Here is a 20,776-nt window from a genome sequence, read left to right as displayed (position 1 = left end):
CGGCCGGCCGGGCTCCGGTGGGTGGCCGACGGGTGGGTGGCCGACGGGTAGGCGGCGACGGTGGTCGCCTCGTCGAGCGTGGACTCGATGCTCATGGTGGTGACTCCTTGGTTCGGTGTGTGGAACCAGCGTCACGGGGAGCGCTTGAGGAGCACTTGGGCCCGACTTGGGGTGGGCCCCGCAGCGTCACCGAGCCGTTCCTCGGGGTGGCGTCACCGGCATTCCGGCACTTCGTGCTTATGGTGGGACGCCTATGGGCCCGGCCGCCCGTATGCCGTCCCGTCCCCGAGCCGTGAGGCCACCCCTGCCGCATGATCCGTTTCGACCACGTGACCAAGACCTACCCCCGGTCGACGAGACCGGCCCTGTTCGACGTGAGCATCACGATCGACCGGGGGGAGTTCGTCTTCATCGTCGGCCCCTCCGGGTCGGGGAAGTCGACCGTCCTGCGCCTCGCCCTCCGCGAGGAGCAGGCGACCTCCGGGGCCGTCCTCGTCGCCGGCCAGGACCTCGGGCGGCTGCCCCTGAGGAAGGTGCCCCGGCTGCGGCGCGACATCGGCACCGTCTTCCAGGACTTCCGGCTCCTCGGCAACAAGAACGTCTTCCAGAACGTCGCCTTCGCCCTCCAGGTGCTCGGCAAGTCGGGCCACTACATCCGGCAGGTCGTGCCGGAGACCCTCGAGCTCGTCGGCCTCGACGGCAAGGCGAAGCGGATGCCCCACGAGCTGTCCGGCGGTGAGCAGCAGCGGGTGGCCATCGCCCGCGCCGTCGTCAACCGGCCCTCGATCCTCCTGTGCGACGAGCCGACGGGCAACCTGGACCCGGCCATCAGCCTCGACATCGTCCATCTCCTCGACCGGATCAACCAGACGGGGACGACGATCGTCATGGCGACGCACGACGACGACATCGTCAACGACATGCGCCGGCGCGTCGTCGAGCTGTCCGACGGCGTCGTCGTCCGCGACGAGGAGGACAGCCTCTACCTGCCGAAGGGTGACGTCGGGTGAGGTTCTCCTTCATGCTCGGCGAGGTCGGCAACGGCCTGCGCCGCAACCTCTCGATGGCGATCTCCGTCGTCCTCGTCACGATGGTCTCGATGTACCTCCTCGGGCTCGGCCTGCTCGCCCAGCGGCAGGCCGACACGATGAAGGGCTACTGGTACGACCGGGTCCAGGTCTCGGTCTACCTGTGCAACGACAACCCGACGCAGCCCAACTGCCAGGGCAAGGCGGCCACCGACCAGCAGAAGGCGACGATCAAGGGGCAGCTGCAGCAGCTGCCCGAGGTCAAGGCCGTCTTCTACGAGTCGGAGCAGGAGGCCTTCGACCGGTTCAAGGAGCAGTTCCGCAACAGCCCGGTCGTCAGCAACAACCTCAAGGTCGGCGACATCCCCGACAGCTTCCGTGTCCAGCTGAAGGATCCCAGCAAGTTCGCCGTCGTGACGAGCCAGTTCGAGGGGGCTCCGGGGGTCGCGAGCGTCCAGGACCAGGAGAAGGTCCTCAAACCCTTCTTCCGGGTCATCAACCTCGTGACCCTCTTCGCCGTCCTCCTCGCCGCCCTCATGGTCGCCTGCTCGGCGCTGCTCATCATGACGACGGTCCGCCAAGTCGCCTTCGCCCGACGGCGCGAGATAGGGATCATGCGGCTCGTCGGCGCCTCGAACGCCACGATCCGCACGCCGTTCATCGTCGAGACGGTGCTGTCCGGGCTGCTCGGCGCGGTGCTCGCCGTCGGGCTGCTGTGGGCGACCGTCCACTTCCTCTTCAACCGGCTGCTGTCGCAGATCCTCTACGACAGGGCCCTCATCGGTGACACGGACGTGTGGTTCGTCGCGCCCTGGATGGTCGCCGTCGTCGTGGTCGTCGCCGTCGTCACCTCGATGCTCACCCTCTGGCGGTACTTGCGCGTCTGAGGCGGCTCCGGCCCCTCGACCGACCTCGTGCCCTGACACTCGGTGGGCGAGGTACCCGATGACACGTCGGGTCAGGTCAGGTTCGGGATACCTCGATCGCGGGGTGCTCGGTTGGGTCGAGGTATCTGGTGACGTTCCGGTGGGGTCGGCATACCTCGATCGCGGGGTGCTCAGTTGGGTTTGGGTATCTGGTGGCGTTCCGGTGGGTCCTGGATACCTCGACTCCGTGGGGGACCTACGGGTCGAGGTATGTGGTGACGCTCCCGTGGGGTCGGCATACCTCGATCGCGGCGGTGCTGGGTTGGGTCGAGGTATCTGGTGACGTTCCGGTGGGTCCTGGATACCTCGACTCCGGAGGGCGCCGCACGGTCGAGGTATCTGGTGTCCTTCCCGCGGTCTGGGGGGGAGAGCCGACCCCGTCTGCTCGACGAGGAGGGTCCCGAGGGTGGCGGAGACATCTCACCGAATGGGGCGCTGGCACCTGCCGATGCCGGGGATACCTCGATCGCGGGGGTGCTCGGCGGGTCGAGGTATCTGGTGGCGCTCCGGTGGGTCCTGGATACCTCGACTCCGGAGGGGTCTCGTGGGTCGAGGTACGTGGTGACGCTCCCGTGGGGTCGGCATACCTCGATCGCGGGGGTGCTCGGGTGGGTCGAGGTATCCGGTGACGCGGCGGGCCGGGATCCCTCGACTCGCGGGCGTGCTGAGGCGTGCGCTCGGGCCACGTTCGGAGAGAGTCGGAACGCAGGGGTTGCAATTCCGCAATCTGGAATCTAGACTCCATCTGACGGAACTAGCCGAGGAGCCTCAATGCCGAGTCCCAGCCCGGGCCACGCCATCACCATGCGGGTCGCCGCGCCCACCGGGTTCAGCGCGACGGCCGAGCTGACGTCCGCGGTGGCGGCGGCCGGAGCCGAGGTGACCGCACTGGACATGATCGAGTCCGGTCACGACGGCGTCGTCGTCGACATCACCTGCAACACCGCGGGGGAGGAGCACGCCGCCCGCGTCTCCGCGGCCCTCGACGCGGTCGAGGGCGTCGAGGTCCGCAAGGTGAGCGACCGCACCTTCCTCATGCACCTCGGCGGCAAGCTGTCCGTCGAGCCGAAGGTGGAGCTGCGCAACCGCGACGACCTCTCGCGGGCCTACACCCCGGGAGTCGCCCGCGTCTGCCTCGCCATCGCGGCGAACCCCGCCGACGCCCGCCGGCTGACCATCAAGCGCAACACGGTCGCCGTCGTCACCGACGGGACGGCCGTCCTCGGGCTCGGCGACATCGGGGCCGCGGCGGCGCTGCCCGTCATGGAGGGAAAGGCCGCGCTCTTCAAGCGGTTCGCCGACGTCGACGCGTGGCCGGTCTGCCTCGACACGACCGACACCGAGGAGATCATCGCGATCGTCAAGGCGCTCGCTCCCGTCTACGGCGGCGTCAACCTCGAGGACATCGCGGCCCCCCGCTGCTTCGAGATCGAGCGCCGGCTCCGCGCGGAGCTCGACATCCCCGTCTTCCACGACGACCAGCACGGGACGGCGATCGTCGTGCTCGCGGCGCTCATCAACGCGCTGAGGGTCGTCGGCAAGGCCATGGCGGACGTCCGGATCGTCGTGAGCGGGGCCGGGGCAGCGGGGTCGGCCATCATCCGGCTCCTCCACGAGCAGGGTGCCGAGCACATCGTGGCCTGCGACCGGAAGGGCGCCCTGTATGCCGGGCGCGGCGACAGCGACCCGCACCGGCAGTGGATCGCGGACCACACCAACCCCGGCAGGTTCGTCGGCAGCCTCCACGAGGCCCTCGTCGGCGCGGACGTCTTCATCGGCGTCTCGGCGCCCGACGTCATCGCCGCCGAGCACGTCGCGACGATGGCCGACGGGGCCGTCGTCCTCGCCCTCGCCAACCCCGACCCCGAGATCCATCCCCTCGAGGCGGCCCGGCACGCGACCGTCGTCGCGACGGGCCGCAGCGACTTCCCGAACCAGATCAACAACGTCCTCGCCTTCCCCGGTCTCTTCCGGGGACTCCTCGACGCGACCGCCCGGCACATCACCACGCCCATGCTCGTCGCGGCGGCCGAGGCCATCGCCGACTGCGTCGGTCGGGACGAGCTCGGCCCGAGCTACATCGTGCCCAGCGTGTTCGACCCTCGCGTGGCGCCCGCGGTGGCCGAGGCGGTGGTCGCCGTGGCGACCGCCCCGGCCGCCGGGTGAGCACGCGGCATACGACCATCCACCATCCCGAGCCAAGGAGAGAGACCGCCCCCATGACGATCACCGTCACCGATTCCCAGCCCGTCGACCGCGCCGCCGAGATCCTCACCCCGGAGGCCCTCGCGTTCGTCGAGGAGCTGCATACCCGGTTCGCCGCCCGCCGCGACGAGCTCGTCGGCGCTCGCGTCGGTCGACGCGAGGCGGCCGCCCGGGCCGGACGCCTCGACTTCCTGCCGGAGACCAAGGACGTCCGGGAGAGGGAGTGGTCGGTGCCGGCCCCGCCGCCCGCGCTCGCCGACCGCCGGGTGGAGATGACCGGCCCGGCGAGCCCGGCGAAGATGGCGATCAACGCCCTCAACTCCGGCGCGAAGGTGTGGCTCGCCGATCTCGAGGACGCGAGCTGCCCATCGTGGCCGAACGTCGTCGACGCGATCCTCAACCTGCGCGACGCCGCCCTCGGCACCCTCTCCTTCACGGCCGAGGACGGCCGGGAGTACGTCCTGCGCACCGACGCGCCGCTCGCCGTCGTCGTGACCCGGCCCCGGGGCTGGCACCTCGACGAGGCCCACGTCCTCCTCGACGGTCGGCGGGCGGTCGGGGCCCTCGTCGACTTCGGCCTGCACGTCTTCCACCTCGCCGGCCCGCTCCTGGACTCCGGCCGCGGCCCCTACTACTACCTCCCCAAGATGGAGAGCCACCTGGAGGCCCGGCTCTGGAACGACGTCTTCACCTACGCCGAGGAGCGGCTCGGCCTCGAGCCCGGCACGATCCGCGCGACGGTCCTCATCGAGACGATCCCCGCCGCCTTCGAGATGGAGGAGATCCTCTACGAGCTGCGCGACCACGCGAGCGGCCTCAACGCCGGGCGCTGGGACTACCTGTTCAGCGTCATCAAGTACTTCCGCGACGCCGGGCCGGAGTTCGTCCTCGTCGACCGGGCGGACATCACGATGACGGCGCCGTTCATGCGGGCCTACACCGAGCTGCTCGTGCGGACCTGCCACAAGCGCGGGGCCTTCGCGATGGGCGGGATGGCGGCGTTCATCCCGAGCCGCAGGGACGCGGAGGCCAACGCCGCCGCCTTCGCCAAGGTGCGGGCCGACAAGAAGCGCGAGGCGGGTGACGGGTTCGACGGGTCGTGGGTCGCACATCCCGACCTCGTCCCCGTCTGCCAGGAGGTGTTCGACGGCGTCCTCGGCGATCGGCCCAACCAGCTCGACCGGACCCGCGACGAGGTGTCGGTGACGGCCGACCAGCTCCTCGACATCGCCTCCACCGCCGGGAGCAACACCCTCCAGGGGCTGCGCGACAACCTCTACGTCGCCGTCGCCTATGTCGCCGTGTGGCTCTCCGGCAACGGCGCTGTCGCCATCCACAACCTCATGGAGGACGCCGCGACGGCGGAGATCTCCCGCGCCCAGGTGTGGCAGCAGATCCACAACGGCGTGACCCTCGCCGACACGGGCGAGACGGTGACCAAGGGGCTCGTCGCGCGGGTCCTCGACGAGGAGGTCGAGCGGCTCCGCGGTGAGGTGGGCCCGGAGGCCTTCGCGGCCCACTACCTCGCCGCGAAGGAGCTCGTCGCCTCCCTCGTCCTCTCCGACGACTTCGTCGACTTCCTCACCCTCCCCGCGTACGAGCTGGTGGTCTGAGTGGCCCCGACCCCGCGCCTCGACGAGGCCTTCCTCGCCGCCGTCGACGGCCGGCTCGCCGCCACCGACGACCTTCTCCTGCGGGCCTATCCCGGCGACGACGGGCGCCGCCAGCCGGTCCACACCGTCTATGTGCCCGCCGACCGCTACACCGTCGACCTCCCGGCGCGCTGGGGCTCGGCGGCGGCGGCGCTCGTCGCCGAGCACGGCGGCGCCGAGGAGGTATGCCGGGTGGCCGGCGTCCCCGAGGACCTCGTCGGCGACGTGGCCCAGCGGCTCTCCGCGAAGCTCGCCGCCGACCCCATCGAGGACCTGCGGCTCGACTTCGAGGACGGCTACGGCGACCGGGGTGACGGCATCGAGGACCGGGACGCCGTCGGGGCCGCCGAGCGCCTCGCCGACGCCGTCCGGGACGGCGTGGCGCCGGCATTCGCCGGTCTGCGCTTCAAGTGCTTCGAGGAGCCGACCCGGCGCCGCGGCATCCGGACCCTCGACCTCTTCCTCGCGGCCCTCCTCGACCGGCTCGGGTCGCTGCCCGAGGGCCTGGTCATCACCTTCCCCAAGGTGAGCACCGTGAGCCAGGTCGAGGCGATGGTCGAGGTGTGCGAGCGGCTCGAGGAGCAGCACGGACTGCCCCGCCGGCGGCTCGGCTTCGAGATCCAGGTGGAGACACCGCAGCTCATCGTGGGCGCCGACGGCACGGTCCCCGTCGCGCGGGCGGTGCACGCCGGCGACGGCCGGGTCACCTCTCTCCACTACGGGACCTACGACTACAGCGCCTCCCTCCAGATCTCCGCGGCCTTCCAGGCCAGCGACCACCCGGCGGCGGACTTCGCCAAACAGGTCATGCAGGTCGCCGTCGCCGGCACGACCGTCCATCTGTCCGACGGCTCGACGAACGTCCTCCCGCTCGGCTCCGCCGACCAGGTCCGCGCCGCCTGGCAGCTGCATGCCGGGCTCGTCCGTCGGGCGCTCGAACGGGGCTTCTACCAGGGCTGGGACCTCCACGAGCACCAGCTCCCCACGCGGTATGCCGCGACGTTCGCCTTCTACCGGGCCGGCCTGCCGTCGGCGACGGCGCGGCTCGGTGCCTACGTCTCGCGCAGCGCCTCGCAGATCCTCGACGAGCCCGCCACCGCGCGCGCCCTGGCCCGCTACCTCCAGCGGGGCCTCGCCTGTGGCGCCGTCGCCGAGGAGGAGGTGTCCGGGCCGACCGGCCTCACCGCGGTCCAGGTCGCCGCGCTGGCCCGCCCCCGCTCGGACACGACGATGACCGCCGCACCCACGACCCCGAGAACCCGACCGCCCCACGCCGTCGCAAACCCCAAGGAGTGACCATGACGAGCACCTACTACGCCCCCCACGGCGGGCACCCCTCGCAGGACCAGCTGCTCACCGACCGCGCCGCCTTCACCGAGGCCTACGCCGTCATCCCGCGCGGCGTCATGCGCGACATCGTGACGAGCTGCCTCCCGCACTGGACCGACACCCGGCTCTGGGTCCTCGCCCGTCCGCTCTCGGGGTTCGCCGAGACCTTCTCCCAGTACATCGTCGAGGTGTCACCGGGCGGCGGGAGCGACCGGCCCGAGAGCGATCCGGGGGCCGAGGGCGTCGTGTTCGTCGTCGAGGGCTCCGCGACGCTCGTGCTCGAGGGAGCCAGCCACGAGCTCACCCCGGGCGGCTACGCGTTCCTGCCGCCCGGCAGCGACTGGTCGCTGCGCAACGATGGGTCGGAGGCCTTCCGCTTCCACTGGATCCGCAAGGCGTACGAGCCCGTCGACGGCATCGACGCGCCCGAGGCGTTCGTCACGAACGAGCACGATGTCGAGCCGATCCCCATGCCCGGCACCAACGGGGCGTGGACGACGACGCGCTTCGTCGACCAGAGCGACCTCCGGCACGACATGCACGTCAACATCGTCAACTTCGAGCCCGGCGGCGTCATCCCGTTCGCGGAGACGCATGTCATGGAGCACGGGCTCTACGTCCTCGAGGGCAAGGCGGTCTACCGCCTCAACCAGGACTGGGTCGAGGTCGAGGCGGGCGACTTCATGTGGCTGCGGGCCTTCTGCCCCCAGGCCTGCTATGCCGGCGGGCCGGGTCGCTTCCGCTACCTGCTCTACAAGGACGTCAACCGACACGTCCGGCTCAGCCGGCAGTTCGTCTGAGGAGGCGTCCGGATGACCCGTCTCGCCGCCGGCGTCCCGGCACCACCCCTCGAGCTCGTCGCCGAGGACGGCCGGACCGTCACCTTGGAGGACTTCGCGGGAGAACCCCTCGTCGTCTACTTCTTCCCCAAGGCCTTCACGCCCGGATGCACCGCCGAGGCGTGCGAGTTCCGAGACCGCACACCGGACTTCGTTGCCGCGGGATACACCGTCATCGGCGTCTCCTCCGACCCCCCGGAGCGCCTGGCCGAGTTCCGTGCGGAGCACGACCTCGGCCACCCCCTGTTGTCCGACCCCGACTCCGGATCGGCCCGGCGCTGGGGCGCCTACGGCGACAAGGTCGTCGACGGGATGCCGACGACCGGACCCCTCCGCAGCACCGTCGTCGTGGACGCCGACCGAACGGTCGTCTCCGCCGAGTACGGGCTCGACCCTCGCGGGCACGCCGCCGCACTTCTCGCCAGCCTCGTCGGACCGCCGTCCTAGGGACGGCCCGACACCGACCAGAAAGTCACGAGCACATGTCCGATTCCACCCTGACCGAGCAGGTGGACAAGCACCCGGTCGACGAGGTGCCGCCCGCCCCCCAGATGTTCCTCTACGGACTGCAACACGTCCTCAGCATGTATGCCGGGGTCGTCGCGGTTCCGCTCATCGTCGGCACCGCCATGAAGCTGAGTGCGACCGACGTCACGTACCTCGTCTCCGCCGGCCTCTTCATGTCCGGCATCGCCACCCTCCTGCAGACGCTCGGCGTCTGGAAGATCGGCGCCCGGCAGCCCCTGGTCCAGGGCACCTCCTTCGCGGCGGTGTCGACCATGCTCGCCATCGGCGCCGCCGAGGGTGGCGGCCGAGTCGGCCTGCGAGCCATCTTCGGCGCACTGCTGCTGTCGGGCGTCATCGGCTTCGTCATCGCGCCGCTGTTCACCCGCCTGCTCCACTTCTTCCCCGAGGTCGTCACCGGCACCGTCATCACCGTCATCGGCATCTCGCTGCTCCCGGTCGGCATCAACTGGGCCGGCGGCGGCACACCGGGCGTCACCCCGACGTTCGGGCAGCCGAAGAACCTCGCCGTGGCGGGTCTGACGCTCGTCATCATCGTCCTCATCTACCGACTCGCCCCGGGGTTCCTCAGCCGGGTCGCCATCCTCCTCGGGCTCGTCCTCGGCACGGTCGTCGCGATCCCGTTCGGTCTCACCGACTTCGGGCAGATCTCCAACGCGCAGGTCTTCCAGCTGACCTCGCCCTTCCACTTCGGGACGCCGACCTTCGCCGTCGGCGCGACGATCTCGATGGTCGTCGTGATGCTCGTCATCATGACCGAGACGACGGCCGACATCCTCGCCGTCGGTGAGGTCATCGGGCGTCCCGCGGACCGGCAGACCGTGACGAACGGCCTCCGGGCGGACATGCTCTCGACGTCGGTCTCCAGCATCTTCAACGGGTTCTCGATCAGCGCCTTCGCGCAGAACGTCGGGCTCGTCGCGATCACCGGCATCAAGAGCCGGTTCGTCGTCGCCGTGAGCGGTGGGATCCTCCTCTTCCTCGGCCTGTTCCCGATCCTCGGCGCGTTCGTCGCCATCGTCCCCCTCCCGGTCCTCGGCGGCGCCGGCATCGCGCTCTTCGGCACCGTCGCCGCGAGCGGGATCCGGACGCTGAGCCGGGTCGACTTCTCCGGGAACGCCAACATCGTCATCGTCGCCCTGTCGCTCGGGATGGGCATCATCCCGATCGCCTCCCCGACGCTCTACGAGCACTTCCCGAACTGGTTCACCGTCATCTTCGAGTCGGGCATCACCTCCGCGGCGCTCACCGCCGTCGTCCTCAACGTCGTCTTCAACATCCTCGGCCGGCAGGACGGCGCCGAAGGCCCGATCTTCGCCGAGGGCCCGGCGCCGGCAGCGATCTCCGAGGCCGACGAGATCCGGCTCGACCCGGAGGGCCCGACGGCCCGCGGCTACAGCCATGGAGGCAACCCGTGACGAGCCTGGAGGAGTTCAACGCACTGTCCACGGCGGAGGCCGACCGTCTCCTGCGACCCTGTGTGGACATCGACCGCTGGGTCCGGGACGTCGACGAGGGCCGACCCTACGACTCGGTCGAGTCCCTCGCCGCCGCCGCCGAGTCCGCCGCCGAGCCGTTCACCTCTGACGAGGTCGAGGCCGCGCTGCGGCATCATCCGCGCATCGGTGAGCGAGCCTCGGGCACCTCACGTGAGGCCTCGCTCTCCCGCGCCGAGCAGGGTGGCCTCGACGTCGGGGACGACACCCGACGGCGGCTCGAGGAGGGGAACCGTGCCTACGAGGAGCGGTTCGGACGGGTCTTCCTCATCCGGGCTGCCGGCCGGACGTCGGAGGAGATCCTGGCCGCTCTGCAGGAGCGGCTCGGCCACGACCCCGAGTCCGAGGACCGCGTCGTCGGTGAGCAGCTCCGCGAGATCGCGGTGCTCCGGCTGCGGCAGGCGGTGACGGCATGAGCTATGTCACCGCGCACGTCCTCGACGCGGCCGCCGGTATGCCGGCCTCCGGCGTCGGCGTCCGGCTCGAGGACGCCTCCGGCGAGATCCTGGCGACGGCCGCGACCGACGCCGACGGCCGCGTCGCCGACCTCGGCCCCGACGTCCTCCCGCCCGGCGACTACCGCGTCGTCTTCGCGACAGGCGACTACTTCGCGGCCCGGAGCACGCCGTGCTTCCACCCCGAGGTCGCCGTCCTCTTCCGCACCCGGGCCGACCAGGCCCACTACCACATCCCCCTGCTCGTCAGCCCGTTCGCCTACACGACCTACCGCGGCAGCTGACCCGACCTCCCCGACGGCGACCGCCACCGGGGACCGAGCACCACCGCATACCAGAATCCCATCACGACAAAGGAGTACGAGATGCCAGACGTCAAGCTCACGACGAACCAGTACGGCAAGGCCGAGAACCGGGTCGTCCGGGTCACACGTGACACCGACCGCCACGAGGTCCGCGACCTCAACGTCACCTCGCAGCTGCGCGGCGACTTCGAGGCGGCGCACACTGAGGGGGACAACGGCCACGTCGTCCCGACCGACACCCAGAAGAACACCGTCTTCGCCTTCGCCCGCGACGGGGTCGGCAGCCCCGAGGCGTTCCTCCAGCGCCTCGCCGACCACTTCACGTCGGAGTTCTCCTGGGTGACCGGCGGGCGCTGGGCTGCCGAGGAGTTCGGCTGGACGCGCATCGACGACCACGACCACAGCTTCTACCGCGGCTCGCCCGAGGTCCGCACGGCCGTCGTCGTGCGCGACGGTGACGAGACGACGGTGATCAGCGGGTTCTACGGCCTGACCGTCATGAAGACGACGGAGTCCGGCTTCGTCGGCTACCCGAAGGACAAGTACACGACCCTCCAGGAGACGACCGACCGGATCCTCGCGACGGACATCGCGACCCGCTGGCGCTACAACACGACGGACGTCGACTTCGACAAGGTCTACGACAGCGTCAAGCAGATCATCCTGTCGACCTTCACGCAGGGCTACTCCAAGGCGCTCCAGCACACGCTCTACCAGATGGCCGAGGCCGTCATCGCCACCCACCCGGAGATCGACGAGATCAAGTTCTCCTGCCCAAACAAGCACCACTTCCTCTCCGACCTCTCCTTCTGCGGGATCGACAACCCCGGGGAGGTCTTCTACGCGGCCGACCGCCCGTACGGCCTCATCGAGGCGACGATCCAGCGCGCCGGCAGCGAGACCCGCGATGCCGCCTGGGTCGGCATCGCCGGCTTCTGCTGAGCGACCGCCGTCCCGCCCCGCACCCCGGGGTGGGCGCGTGCCCGCCGGCCGCGTCCACCCCGGGTTCCACGCCACCCCCACGGGAACGCCACCGAGGGGGTGGCGCGACTGCGTCGCCGACGGGTGACGACGAGCGACGACGTCATCGCATGAGGGGCGGGCGACCGGAACGTTCCGGTCGCCCGCCCCTCATCTGTCGGCGGGTCCGTGCTCCGGAGGACCGGGACATGCGACGGAGGGGAGCGGGGGTCCGTCGCACGGTGGGGTCACCGTCAGGGACGCAGGAGACGCCCCCGGCGCGGCCCGTCGAGGTCGACGTCGACGCCCCGGAGGATCGTGCGGCGGACGACGCCCGAGAGCGTCCGCCCGTCATAGGGGCTCACCGGATTGCGGTGTCGCAGGGCGTCCTTGTCGACGACGAAGGTCTCCTCGGGCGCGAGGACGACGAGATCGGCGTCGGAACCCGTTGCGATGGAACCCTTTCCAGCGACCTGGACGTGGTGTGCCGGTCCGTATGCCATCCAGCGGACGACGTCGTCGAGTCCGAACCCACGCCCGGCGGCCTCGGTCCACACGAGGGGGAGGCCGAGCTGGACGGAGGCGATGCCTCCCCAGGCGACGGCGAAGTCGCCGTCGCCGGCGAACTTGAGCTCGGGCGTGCTGGGGGAGTGGTCGGACACGACGAAGTCGATGGTGCCGTCGCCGAGGGCCGCCCACAGCAGGTCGGCGTTGGCCGTCTCGCGGACCGGTGGGCAGCACTTGAACTGGGTCTGCCGGTCCGGGATCTGCTCCGCGGCGAGAGTGAGGTAATGCGGGCAGGTCTCGACGGTCAGGGGGAGGCCCTCCGCCTTGGCGGCCCGGATCGCCGGCAGCGCCGCCGCGCTCGACAGGTGGACGATGTGGGTCCGGCACCGGGTCGCCCGGCAGGCGTCGATGACCTGCTCGATGGCGGCGGTCTCGGCCTCCGGCGGGCGGGAGCCGAGGAACTCGGCATACGTCGGCGCATGGGCCAGCGTGTGCTGGGCGATCGTCGGCGCGTCCTCTGCGTGCACGATGAGCAGGCCGCCGAACGCGGCGATCTCGGTCATCGCGGTGTGCAGCCGGACGGCGTCGAGCGGGGGGAACTCGGGGACGCCGGAATCGAGGAGGAAGCACTTGAATCCGTAGACCCCGGCGTTCGCGAGGTCGGCGAGCCGTCCGAGGCTATCCGGGACGGCACCGCCCCAGAAGCCGACGTCGACGCGGCATTCGTCGCGCGCGGCGGCGCGCTTGACCTCGAGGGCCTCGACCGACGTCGTCGCCGGGATGGAGTTGAGCGGCATGTCGAGGATCGTCGTCACGCCGCCCGCCGCCGCGGCGTCGGTCGCCGTCGCGAAGCCCTCCCACTCGGTGCGGCCGGGCTCGTTGACGTGGACGTGGGTGTCGACGAGCCCCGGGAGGAGGACCTCGTCGTCGGCGAGGTCGATGACGCGGACCGCGTCGACCGCCTCGGTCACCGGGGCCGTCGACACGATCCGGCCGTCGCGAATCCCGATGGCTGCCGGGCGGATGCCGTCCGGCAGGGCGACCCGCTGTCCTCGCACGACGAGGTCGAGCTGCGTCATGGGACCCACTCCTTCGCGATCCGCCGCCCGACCTCGCGCAGGAGCGGTGCGGCATTCCTCATACTCGTGCCGACGTCCGGCTCGAGGACACTCAACGGGTATGCCGCGCGGATGCCGGCCGCGGCGAGGCGTTCCGGCGACAGCGTGCACCGGCCGGCGACGGCGACGACCGGAGCGCCGGCCCGCCGGGCGGCCTCGGCGACACCGACGGGTGCCTTGCCGGCGAGGGACTGCTCGTCGAGCGAGCCCTCGCCCGTCACGACGAGGTCCGCGCCGGCGAGGGTCGCGTCGAAGTCGAGCAGGTCGAGGACGAGTCGGATCCCCTGCTCGAGCCGGGCGTCGAGGACGGCGAGGGCGGCGAACCCGGCGCCGCCGGCCGCGCCCGCCCCGGGCACGGTGGTGTCGTCGCGACCCACGGCCGCGCAGACGACGCCGGCCCAGCGCGCCAGGGCTGCGTCGAGGAGCCCGACCTCCTCCTGAGCGGCGCCCTTCTGCGGGCCGAACACCGCAGCGGCGCCGTCGGGGCCGAGCAGCGGGTTGTCGACGTCGCTCGCGACGACGACCGCGACCCCGGCCATCCGCTCCCACAGCGGCCCGAGGTCGACCGACACGATGTCGGCGAGCGCGGCACCGCCCCGGGCCGTGAGCGGGCCGGTGTCCGTGTGCAGGACCGCGCCGAGGGCCTGGAGCATCCCCGCCCCTCCGTCCGTCGAGGCGCTCCCGCCGAGGCCGAGGACGATCTCCGCCGCTCCGTGCTCGACGGCGTCGGCGACGACCTGGCCGAGGCCGTACGTCGAGGCGGTGAGCGGCGCGAACCGGCCACCGGGGAGCAGGTCGATGCCACACGCCGCGGCGAGCTCGACGACGGCCCGGGCGCCGCGCATGGCATACGGCGCATCGACCGGCTCGCCGGTGGGGCCTTCGACGGTCACCGACCGGGGCTCGAACCCGGCGGCGACGGCGGCGGCCACGGTCCCGTCGCCGCCGTCCGCCACCGGCGCGAGCGTCGCCGTGACGTCCGGGTGCACGTCGGCGATCCCCGCGGCGACCGCCGCCGCGACCTCGGCCCCGGACAGGCTGCCCTTGAACTTGTCCGGGGCGACGACGACGCGCATACCGCTCAGTCCAGCAGACTGATCGCCGTCGGGGCGTCCGTGCCGGTCAGGGCGAGGTCCTCGAACTCGGTGACGTTGTCCAGCTCGGTGCCCATCGAGATGTTCGTGACCCGCTCGAGGATGACCTCGACGACGACGGGCACCCGGAACTCCTCCATGAGGGAGCGCGCCTTCTCGAAGGCCGTGGGCAGCTCGTCGGGGTGGAAGACCCGGATCGCCTTGCAGCCCAGGCCTTCGGCGACCTTGACGTGGTCGACGCCGTAGCCGTTGACCTCGGGGGCGTTGACGTTCTCGAAGGAGAGCTGGACGTGGTAGTCCATGTCGAATCCGCGCTGGCTCTGCCGGATGAGGCCGAGGTAGGCGTTGTTCACGAGGACGTGGATGTACGGCAGGTTGAACTGCGCACCGACGGCGAGCTCCTCGATCATGAACTGGAAGTCGTAGTCCCCGGAGAGGGCGACGACCTGCGTGTCGGGCCGTGCCGTCGCGACGCCGAGCGCCGCGGGCAGCGTCCAGCCGAGGGGGCCGGCCTGGCCCGCGTTGATCCAGCCCCTCGGCTGGAAGACGTGGAGGAACTGGCCGCCGGCGATCTGCGACAGGCCGATCGTCGAGACGTAGACGGTGTCGCGGTCGAAGGCCTTGTTCATCTCCTCGTAGACCCGCTGCGGCTTGATGGGCACCTCGTCGAAGTGCGTCCGCCGCTGGAGGGTGTGCTTGCGCTGCTGGCAGTCCTTCACCCACACGCCGTAGTCGGGGAGGGCGCCGCGGCGGGCCTTGGCCGCCTCGACGAGCAGCTCGAGCGCCGCCTTCGCGTCGGACACGATCCCGTAGTCGGGCGCGAAGACCCGACCGATCTGGGTCGGCTCGATGTCGATGTGGACGAAGGTCCGCCCCTTGCGGTAGGTGTCGAGACCGCCGGTGTGCCGGTTGGCCCAGCGGTTGCCGATGCCGAGGACGAAGTCGGACTCCAGGAACGTCGCGTTGCCGTAGCGCTGCGAGGTCTGCAGCCCCACCATGCCCGCCTGGAGCGGGTGGTCGTCGGGGATGGTGCCCCAGCCCATGAGGGTCGGGACGACCGGCACGCCGAGGAGCTCGGCGAGCTCGACGAGCAGGTCGGCCGCGTCGGCGTTGACGATGCCGCCGCCGGCGACGATGACCGGCCGCTGGGCCGCGACGAGCAGGTCGAGGGCCCGCTCGACCTGGGCCCGCGACGCGCTCGGCTTGTAGACCGGCAGCGGGGTGTAGGTGTCGGCGTCGAAGTCGATCTCGGTCATCTGGACGTCGAACGGCAGGTCGATGAGGACCGGACCCGGGCGCCCGGACCGCATGAGGTGGAACGCCTGCTGGAAGACGCCCGGCACCTGGGCGGCCTCGAGGACGGTGACCGCCATCTTCGTCACCGGCTTCGCGATGCTCGCGATGTCGACCGCCTGGAAATCCTCCTTGTGGAGCTTGGCGACCGGCGCCTGCCCGGTGATGCAGAGGATCGGGATGGAGTCGGCGCTCGCGGAGTAGAGGCCGGTCACCATGTCGGTGCCCGCCGGTCCGGAGGTGCCGATGCACACGCCGATGTTCCCCGCCGCGGCCCGTGTGTAGCCCTCGGCCATGTGCGAGGCGCCCTCGACGTGCCGGGCGAGGGTGTGCCGGATCCCGCCGTGCCTGCGCATGGCGTCGTAGAAGGGGTTGATGGCGGCGCCCGGGAGGCCGAAGGCCTGGGTCGCCCCCTCGAGCTCGAGGATCTTCACCGCCGCGTCGACGGCTCGCATACGGGTCACTTCCCGCTCACCTCCTCGCCGGTCTCGCCGGACACCGGCTGGCCGGAGAGGCGCTCGACACCGCGCAGGAGGGCCGAGTGGTCGAGACCGCCGTCGCCCTGGGCGCGCAGCGCGCCGATGAGCTGGGCGGTGACGGCGCCGAGGGGGATGGTCACGCCCTTGGCGCGCGCCGAGTCGACGATGATCCCCATGTCCTTGTGGTGCAGGTCGATCCGGAAGCCGGGGCGGAAGTCGCCCGCGAGCATGCTCGCTCCCTTGCGGTTGAGCACGGTGCTCCCGGCGAGGCCGCCGCCGAGGACCTCCAGGGCCGCCGCCGTGTCGACGCCGAAGGCCCGGAGGAAGACGATGGCCTCGGCGAGCAGCTCGTAGTGGCCCGCGACGACGAGCTGGTTCGCGGCCTTGACGGTCTGGCCGGAGCCGGCCGGGCCGACGAGGACGATCGTCGTCCCCATGGCCTCCAGGACGGGCCGCACCTCGGCGAAGGTGTCGGCGTCGCCGCCGACCATGATGGACAGCTTGGCCTCCTTGGCGCCGGCCTCGCCACCGCTCACGGGCGCGTCGAGGACCCGGATGCCGGCCGCGGCGCCGGCCTCGGCGAGGGCGACGGCGACGTCGGGCCGGATCGTCGACATGTCGATGTGGACCGAGCCGGACCGGGCGTTGGCGTAGATCCCGTCCTCGCCGAGCGCGACGGACTCGACGTCGGGGGAGTCGGGAACCATGGTGATGACGATGTCGGCGTCGGCGACGGCCTCGGCGACCGACGAGGCGCCCTTGCCGCCGGCGGCGACGAGGCGGTCGACGGCCGGCTGGCTGCGGTTGTGGCCGATGACGGTATGGCCTGCGGTGACGAGGTTCTCGGCCATGGCCGAGCCCATGATGCCGAGGCCGATGAAGGCGATGGTGCTCATGCTGAGGGTCCTCCAGGTCTGTGCTGGGTGGTCGTGCGGTCGATGGTCGTGGGATCGGTGGTCGTGCCGCCTGGCGAGGCGCCGGCGGACCGGCGGCTCACGCGGTGGCCCGGGTGAGCCAGCCGAGGCTCTCGGCGGTCGTCGTCGAGGGGATGTACTCGGCGGCGACGTAGCCGCGGTAGCCGCTGTTGGCGATCCGGCTCAGGTGGCCGGCGAGGTCGAGGCTGCCCGTGCCGGGCTCGTGGCGGCCGGGGCAGTCGGCGATCTGGACGTGGGCGATGCGGTCGGCATACGTGTCGAGGGCGGCGTCGATGTCGTCGCCGTTGTTGGCGAGGTGGAACAGGTCGCAGAGGAACCCGAGGTTCGGCGCGCCGACGCGGTCGAGGACGGCGACGACGTCCGCGGCTGTGCGCAGCGGGTAGGGCTTGGGCCCGCTCACCGGCTCGAGGAGGACGGTCCCGCCGATGGCCGCGACGGCGCCGGCGGCGAACCGGAGGTTCTCGGCCGCGAGGTCGTCCTGGGCCTGCGGGTCGACGCCGTCGACACGGTTGCCGTAGAGGGCGTTGAAGGCGGGGACGCCGAGCTGCTCGCCGATGCCGACGACGACCGGCACGTTCTCCCGGAACTGCGCGGAGAGGTCCGGCACGGACACCGCCCCGCAGTCGGGCCCGGTCAGCTGGCCCGCGAAGAAGTTGAGCCCGACGAGGTCGACCCCCGCGTCCCGGATCGCGGTGACGAAGCCGTCGACGTCGCGGTCCGCCGGCACGGCCGTGTCCGGCCACGGCCACCAGAACTCGACGGCGCCGAAGCCGGCCGCGGCCGCCTGCTCCGGCCGCTCGAGCAGCGGCACCTCGGTGAAGAGGAGCGAGCAGTTCGCCGCATACCGGAGACCGTGAGCCATAATTCCACTCCTTGGAATTGAGATTCTGTATGCCGAAATCTTAGCGTCCGGACATGCGTCACGTCAATGCGGGTCGCACGAGTCGGGCCGGGTAGAGTTTTCGCATGGTGGAATCCAGGCCCCGACCTCGTGGAACCGCAGACCGTGTGCAGTCCCTGGACCGCGCGTTCGAGCTCCTCGAGGGCCTCGCGGACGCGGGGCGCCCGGTCAGCCTGTCCGAGCTCGCCGAGGCGAGCGGTCTGCCGATGCCGACCGCCCACCGCCTGCTGAAGTTCCTCACCGGCCAGGGCTACGTCCGGCAGGAGCCGGACAAGCGCTATGCCCTCGGGCTGCGGCTCATCCGACTCGGCCAGTCGGCGAGCCGGGGGCTCGGGACGTGGGCCACGCCCTACCTCTCCCGACTCGTCGCCCGGTTCGAGGAGACGGCGAACATGGCGATCCTCCAAGGGGACTCGTGCGTGTACGTCGCCCAGGTGTCCTCCCCGCAGTCGATGCGGATGTTCACCGAGGTCGGCAAGGTCGTCATGCCGCACTGCACCGGGGTCGGCAAGGCCATCATGTCCGAGCTGCCCGACCGGGAGGTGCTCTCGATGCTCGACCGGACGGGCATGCCGGCCCGGACGGAGCACACCATCGTGACTCCCCAGGCGATGCTCGAGGTCCTCGGCGAGGCCCGCAGGAGGGGCTACGCCCTCGATGACGGCGAGCAGGAGGTGGGCGTGCGATGCGTCGCGGTTCCCGTCAAGGGCCTGCCCTTCCTCGCGGCGATGTCGGTCTCCGGGCCGTCCGGGCGGGTGACGATGGACGCGGTCGACGACATCGCGCCGGTCATCCAGGAGGTGGCGGCGGAGGCGAGCGCCGCCTTCCCGGCACCCGACCGGGTCGCCGCTCTCGCGACGCCCTGAGGCAATCCGGCGTCCGGGCTCGGCTCGTCGGTGCTCGGCGGATCGGTGTATGCCCGGGTGCTCGGTGCGTGCCGGGTGCTCGGCATATGGGGTTGTCCGGCAGACCGAGTGCCCGGTGCGTCAGTGCCGGGTGCGAGGGGTTGTCCGACGGGCCGGGTGCCGGGTGCTCGTCCGGGCTCGGCGCATGCCCTCGACGGCTTGTGGGGAAACTGGCGAGAGTCAGGGGTCTTGCCAGTTTCCCCACAAGGACTCGTGAACCGTCACCGCTCTGCCCCGGGGCGGACCACGACGCCGCCCCCAGGGCCGAGGTGTCGCGGCCGACCCACGACAAGCCCGCACGTGCCGAGTCGATGTCGTCCCCGTCCGGGCGCGGGCACGGAAACCCCGCACGTGCCGCGAGGTGGCTTCGGTCGATGCCGGGGTTGTCGTGGTCGCGACGGGTGTGACGGCTTGTGGGGAAGCTGGTGAGAGTCAGGGGTCTTGCCAGCTTCCCCACAAGGACTCGTGAACCGCCACGGGCCCTGACCCGGACGGACCACGATGCCGCACCCACCTCCGAGGTGCCGCGGCCGACCACGACAAGCCCGCACGTGCCGAGTCGATGTCGTCCCCGGGCTGGGATCGGCCACGGAAACCCCGCACGTGCCGAGTTGATGTCGTCTCCGTGCCGGGCGCGGGCACGGAAACCCCGCACGTGCCGCGAGGTGGCTTCGGTCGATGCCGGGGTTGTCGTGGTCGCGACGGGTGTCGACGGCTTGTGGGGAAGCTGGCGACAGTCAGGGGTCTTGCCAGCTTCCCCACAAGGACTCGTGAACCGCCACGGGCCCTGACCCCGACGGACCACGACGCCGCACGCACCCACCGCCCGGGGGGCCGCGGCCGACCCACGACAAGCCCGCACGTGCCGAGTCGATGTCGTCCCCGGGCCGGGCGCGGCCACGGAAACCCCGCACGTGCCGAGTCGATGTTGTCGCTGGCCGGAAACGGCTACGGGAGCCCGGCGCGTGCGCCAGGGTGACGGCGACACGTGGCATACCGGGTTCTGGCTCGCGGACGGGTGACTCCATGCCACAGGGCCGGCCGCCGCATACCGGGTCGACGTGCCGCGACGGACGGGCTCCGACCGGCCGGTGAGCCACGCATCCCCCGAAACGTCCGGTGCTCGTGTTACCAATGTGCACGATGGTGACAATCAAGTCTTCCGTGACTGGCCCCCGCCGACGGCGTATGACCCGCGCGACGACGGTGTCCCTCGCGTGTGCGATGGCGCTGTCCGTCGCGCCCGGCGCCACCCTGGCGGCCCAGGCGCGCCAGGATCCCGACGCCCAGCGCAAGGCGACGGTCGACAAGAAGATCGACCGGCTCAAGGACGACCTCGACGACACGAGCGCGAGCCTCAAGGACGCGTATGCCGCGCTCTCCCGGACCCAGGGAAGACTTCCCGGGGCTCGGGCCGCCCTGGCGTCGGCGCAGGCAGCCGTCGTCACCGCCGACCGGCGCAACGCCGAGGCCATCGCCGCCCTCGCAGTCGCCACGGCCAACGAGCACAAGGCCGAGGCGCGACTCGCCCGGACCCGGACCGACATCACGGGAGCCCGCAAGCGGGTCGCCGCGTTCGCTGCGGAGCTCTACCAGGAGCAGGGCTTCGGCCAGCTGTCGGTCGCCATGGACGCCACATCCCCCGGCGACTTCGCCGACCGGCTCACCATGATGGGCACCGTCATGGACGTCCAGAAGCGGAGCATCGCCGAGCTCGCCACCGCCGAAGCGGACCAAGCCGCCCAGGAGGCCCACCTGTCGGCACTCCGAGCCGACCGGGCCGTCGCCCAGCGGGAGGCCGCCGCAGCCCTCACCGCGGCGTCT

Annotated in this window: 17 protein-coding genes and 1 pseudogene; 13 read left to right on the top strand and 5 right to left on the bottom strand. The window is 71.4% G+C overall.

The window, feature by feature from the left end:
- The first annotated feature begins 311 nt into the window (after positions 1-311).
- From ftsE to pucL, 11 genes are all read left to right on the top strand, one after another.
- Complete coding sequence (gene ftsE, locus BN12_RS17605) at positions 312-1,010, top strand: cell division ATP-binding protein FtsE (RefSeq protein WP_048554504.1); 699 nt, start codon at positions 312-314, stop codon at positions 1,008-1,010.
- The gene (gene ftsX / locus BN12_RS17600; RefSeq protein WP_048554503.1) at positions 1,007-1,915 is read left to right on the top strand and encodes a permease-like cell division protein FtsX; all 909 of its coding nucleotides are present in this window, start codon (positions 1,007-1,009) and stop codon (positions 1,913-1,915) included. Before ftsE ends, ftsX begins: the two co-directional genes overlap by 4 nt.
- Before the next feature lie 810 nt (positions 1,916-2,725).
- The gene (locus tag BN12_RS17595; protein ID WP_048554501.1) at positions 2,726-4,120 is read left to right on the top strand and encodes an NAD-dependent malic enzyme; all 1,395 of its coding nucleotides are present in this window, start codon (positions 2,726-2,728) and stop codon (positions 4,118-4,120) included.
- A gap of 53 nt (positions 4,121-4,173) precedes the next feature.
- Positions 4,174-5,772, top strand: a complete 1,599-nt coding sequence (gene aceB / locus BN12_RS17590) for a malate synthase A (RefSeq protein ID WP_048554500.1) — start codon at positions 4,174-4,176, stop codon at positions 5,770-5,772.
- Entirely contained in the window at positions 5,773-7,107 is a 1,335-nt protein-coding gene (locus BN12_RS17585; protein ID WP_048554498.1) for a DUF6986 family protein, read from the top strand.
- 2 nt (positions 7,108-7,109) lie between these two features.
- Positions 7,110-7,940: a bifunctional allantoicase/(S)-ureidoglycine aminohydrolase gene (locus BN12_RS17580; protein ID WP_048554496.1), complete on the top strand. Its 831-nt coding sequence runs from the start codon at positions 7,110-7,112 to the stop codon at positions 7,938-7,940.
- 12 nt (positions 7,941-7,952) lie between these two features.
- Positions 7,953-8,426: a peroxiredoxin gene (locus BN12_RS17575; protein ID WP_048554495.1), complete on the top strand. Its 474-nt coding sequence runs from the start codon at positions 7,953-7,955 to the stop codon at positions 8,424-8,426.
- A gap of 35 nt (positions 8,427-8,461) precedes the next feature.
- Positions 8,462-9,922 carry a nucleobase:cation symporter-2 family protein gene (locus tag BN12_RS17570; RefSeq protein ID WP_048554494.1) on the top strand — a complete coding sequence of 487 codons (1,461 nt, stop codon included), beginning with the start codon at positions 8,462-8,464 and terminating at the stop codon, positions 9,920-9,922.
- On the top strand, positions 9,919-10,416 hold the full coding sequence (gene uraD, locus BN12_RS17565; protein ID WP_048554493.1) for a 2-oxo-4-hydroxy-4-carboxy-5-ureidoimidazoline decarboxylase: 498 nt from the start codon (positions 9,919-9,921) through the stop codon (positions 10,414-10,416). Before BN12_RS17570 ends, uraD begins: the two co-directional genes overlap by 4 nt.
- Complete coding sequence (gene uraH, locus BN12_RS17560) at positions 10,413-10,739, top strand: hydroxyisourate hydrolase (protein WP_048554492.1); 327 nt, start codon at positions 10,413-10,415, stop codon at positions 10,737-10,739. The genes uraD and uraH overlap by 4 nt, the downstream gene beginning before the upstream one ends.
- A gap of 81 nt (positions 10,740-10,820) precedes the next feature.
- Complete coding sequence (gene pucL / locus BN12_RS17555; RefSeq protein ID WP_048554491.1) at positions 10,821-11,702, top strand: factor-independent urate hydroxylase; 882 nt, start codon at positions 10,821-10,823, stop codon at positions 11,700-11,702.
- Positions 11,703-11,974: 272 nt separating this feature from the next.
- Here pucL and allB read toward each other — a convergent pair whose 3' ends face one another.
- The 5 genes and pseudogenes from allB to BN12_RS17530 form a co-directional block, all read right to left on the bottom strand.
- Positions 11,975-13,306 (bottom strand): allantoinase AllB, encoded by a 1,332-nt coding sequence (gene allB, locus BN12_RS17550; protein ID WP_048554490.1) that lies wholly within the window; start codon positions 13,304-13,306, stop codon positions 11,975-11,977.
- Positions 13,303-14,421, bottom strand: a complete 1,119-nt coding sequence (locus tag BN12_RS17545; RefSeq protein ID WP_048554488.1) for a glycerate kinase — start codon at positions 14,419-14,421, stop codon at positions 13,303-13,305. Before BN12_RS17545 ends, allB begins: the two co-directional genes overlap by 4 nt.
- 5 nt (positions 14,422-14,426) lie before the next feature.
- The gene (gene gcl, locus BN12_RS17540) at positions 14,427-16,196 is read right to left on the bottom strand and encodes a glyoxylate carboligase (RefSeq protein WP_048554487.1); all 1,770 of its coding nucleotides are present in this window, start codon (positions 16,194-16,196) and stop codon (positions 14,427-14,429) included.
- Positions 16,193-17,167 (bottom strand): annotated as a pseudogene (locus BN12_RS17535) (2-hydroxy-3-oxopropionate reductase); the annotation flags it as partial. The gene gcl and the pseudogene BN12_RS17535, both read right to left, overlap by 4 nt.
- A 37-nt stretch (positions 17,168-17,204) precedes the next feature.
- A complete protein-coding gene (locus BN12_RS17530) occupies positions 17,205-18,008 on the bottom strand; it encodes a hydroxypyruvate isomerase family protein (RefSeq protein WP_048554484.1) in 804 nt (267 codons plus the stop codon).
- A 146-nt stretch (positions 18,009-18,154) separates the two neighbouring features.
- Here BN12_RS17530 and BN12_RS17525 point away from each other — a divergent pair, with 146 nt between their 5' ends.
- Both BN12_RS17525 and BN12_RS25355 read left to right on the top strand, forming a co-directional pair.
- The gene (locus tag BN12_RS17525) at positions 18,155-18,913 is read left to right on the top strand and encodes an IclR family transcriptional regulator (RefSeq protein WP_235432452.1); all 759 of its coding nucleotides are present in this window, start codon (positions 18,155-18,157) and stop codon (positions 18,911-18,913) included.
- Positions 18,914-20,140: 1,227 nt separating this feature from the next.
- Positions 20,141-20,776: coiled-coil domain-containing protein (locus BN12_RS25355; protein ID WP_048554480.1), on the top strand; the 636-nt coding region annotated here is incomplete at its 3' end.

This window comes from Nostocoides japonicum T1-X7, assembly GCF_001046855.1.
Lineage (GTDB): Bacteria > Actinomycetota > Actinomycetes > Actinomycetales > Dermatophilaceae > Nostocoides > Nostocoides japonicum.
Note: the sequence above shows the minus strand (reverse complement) of the source record. Positions and strands in the feature narration are given on the sequence as shown.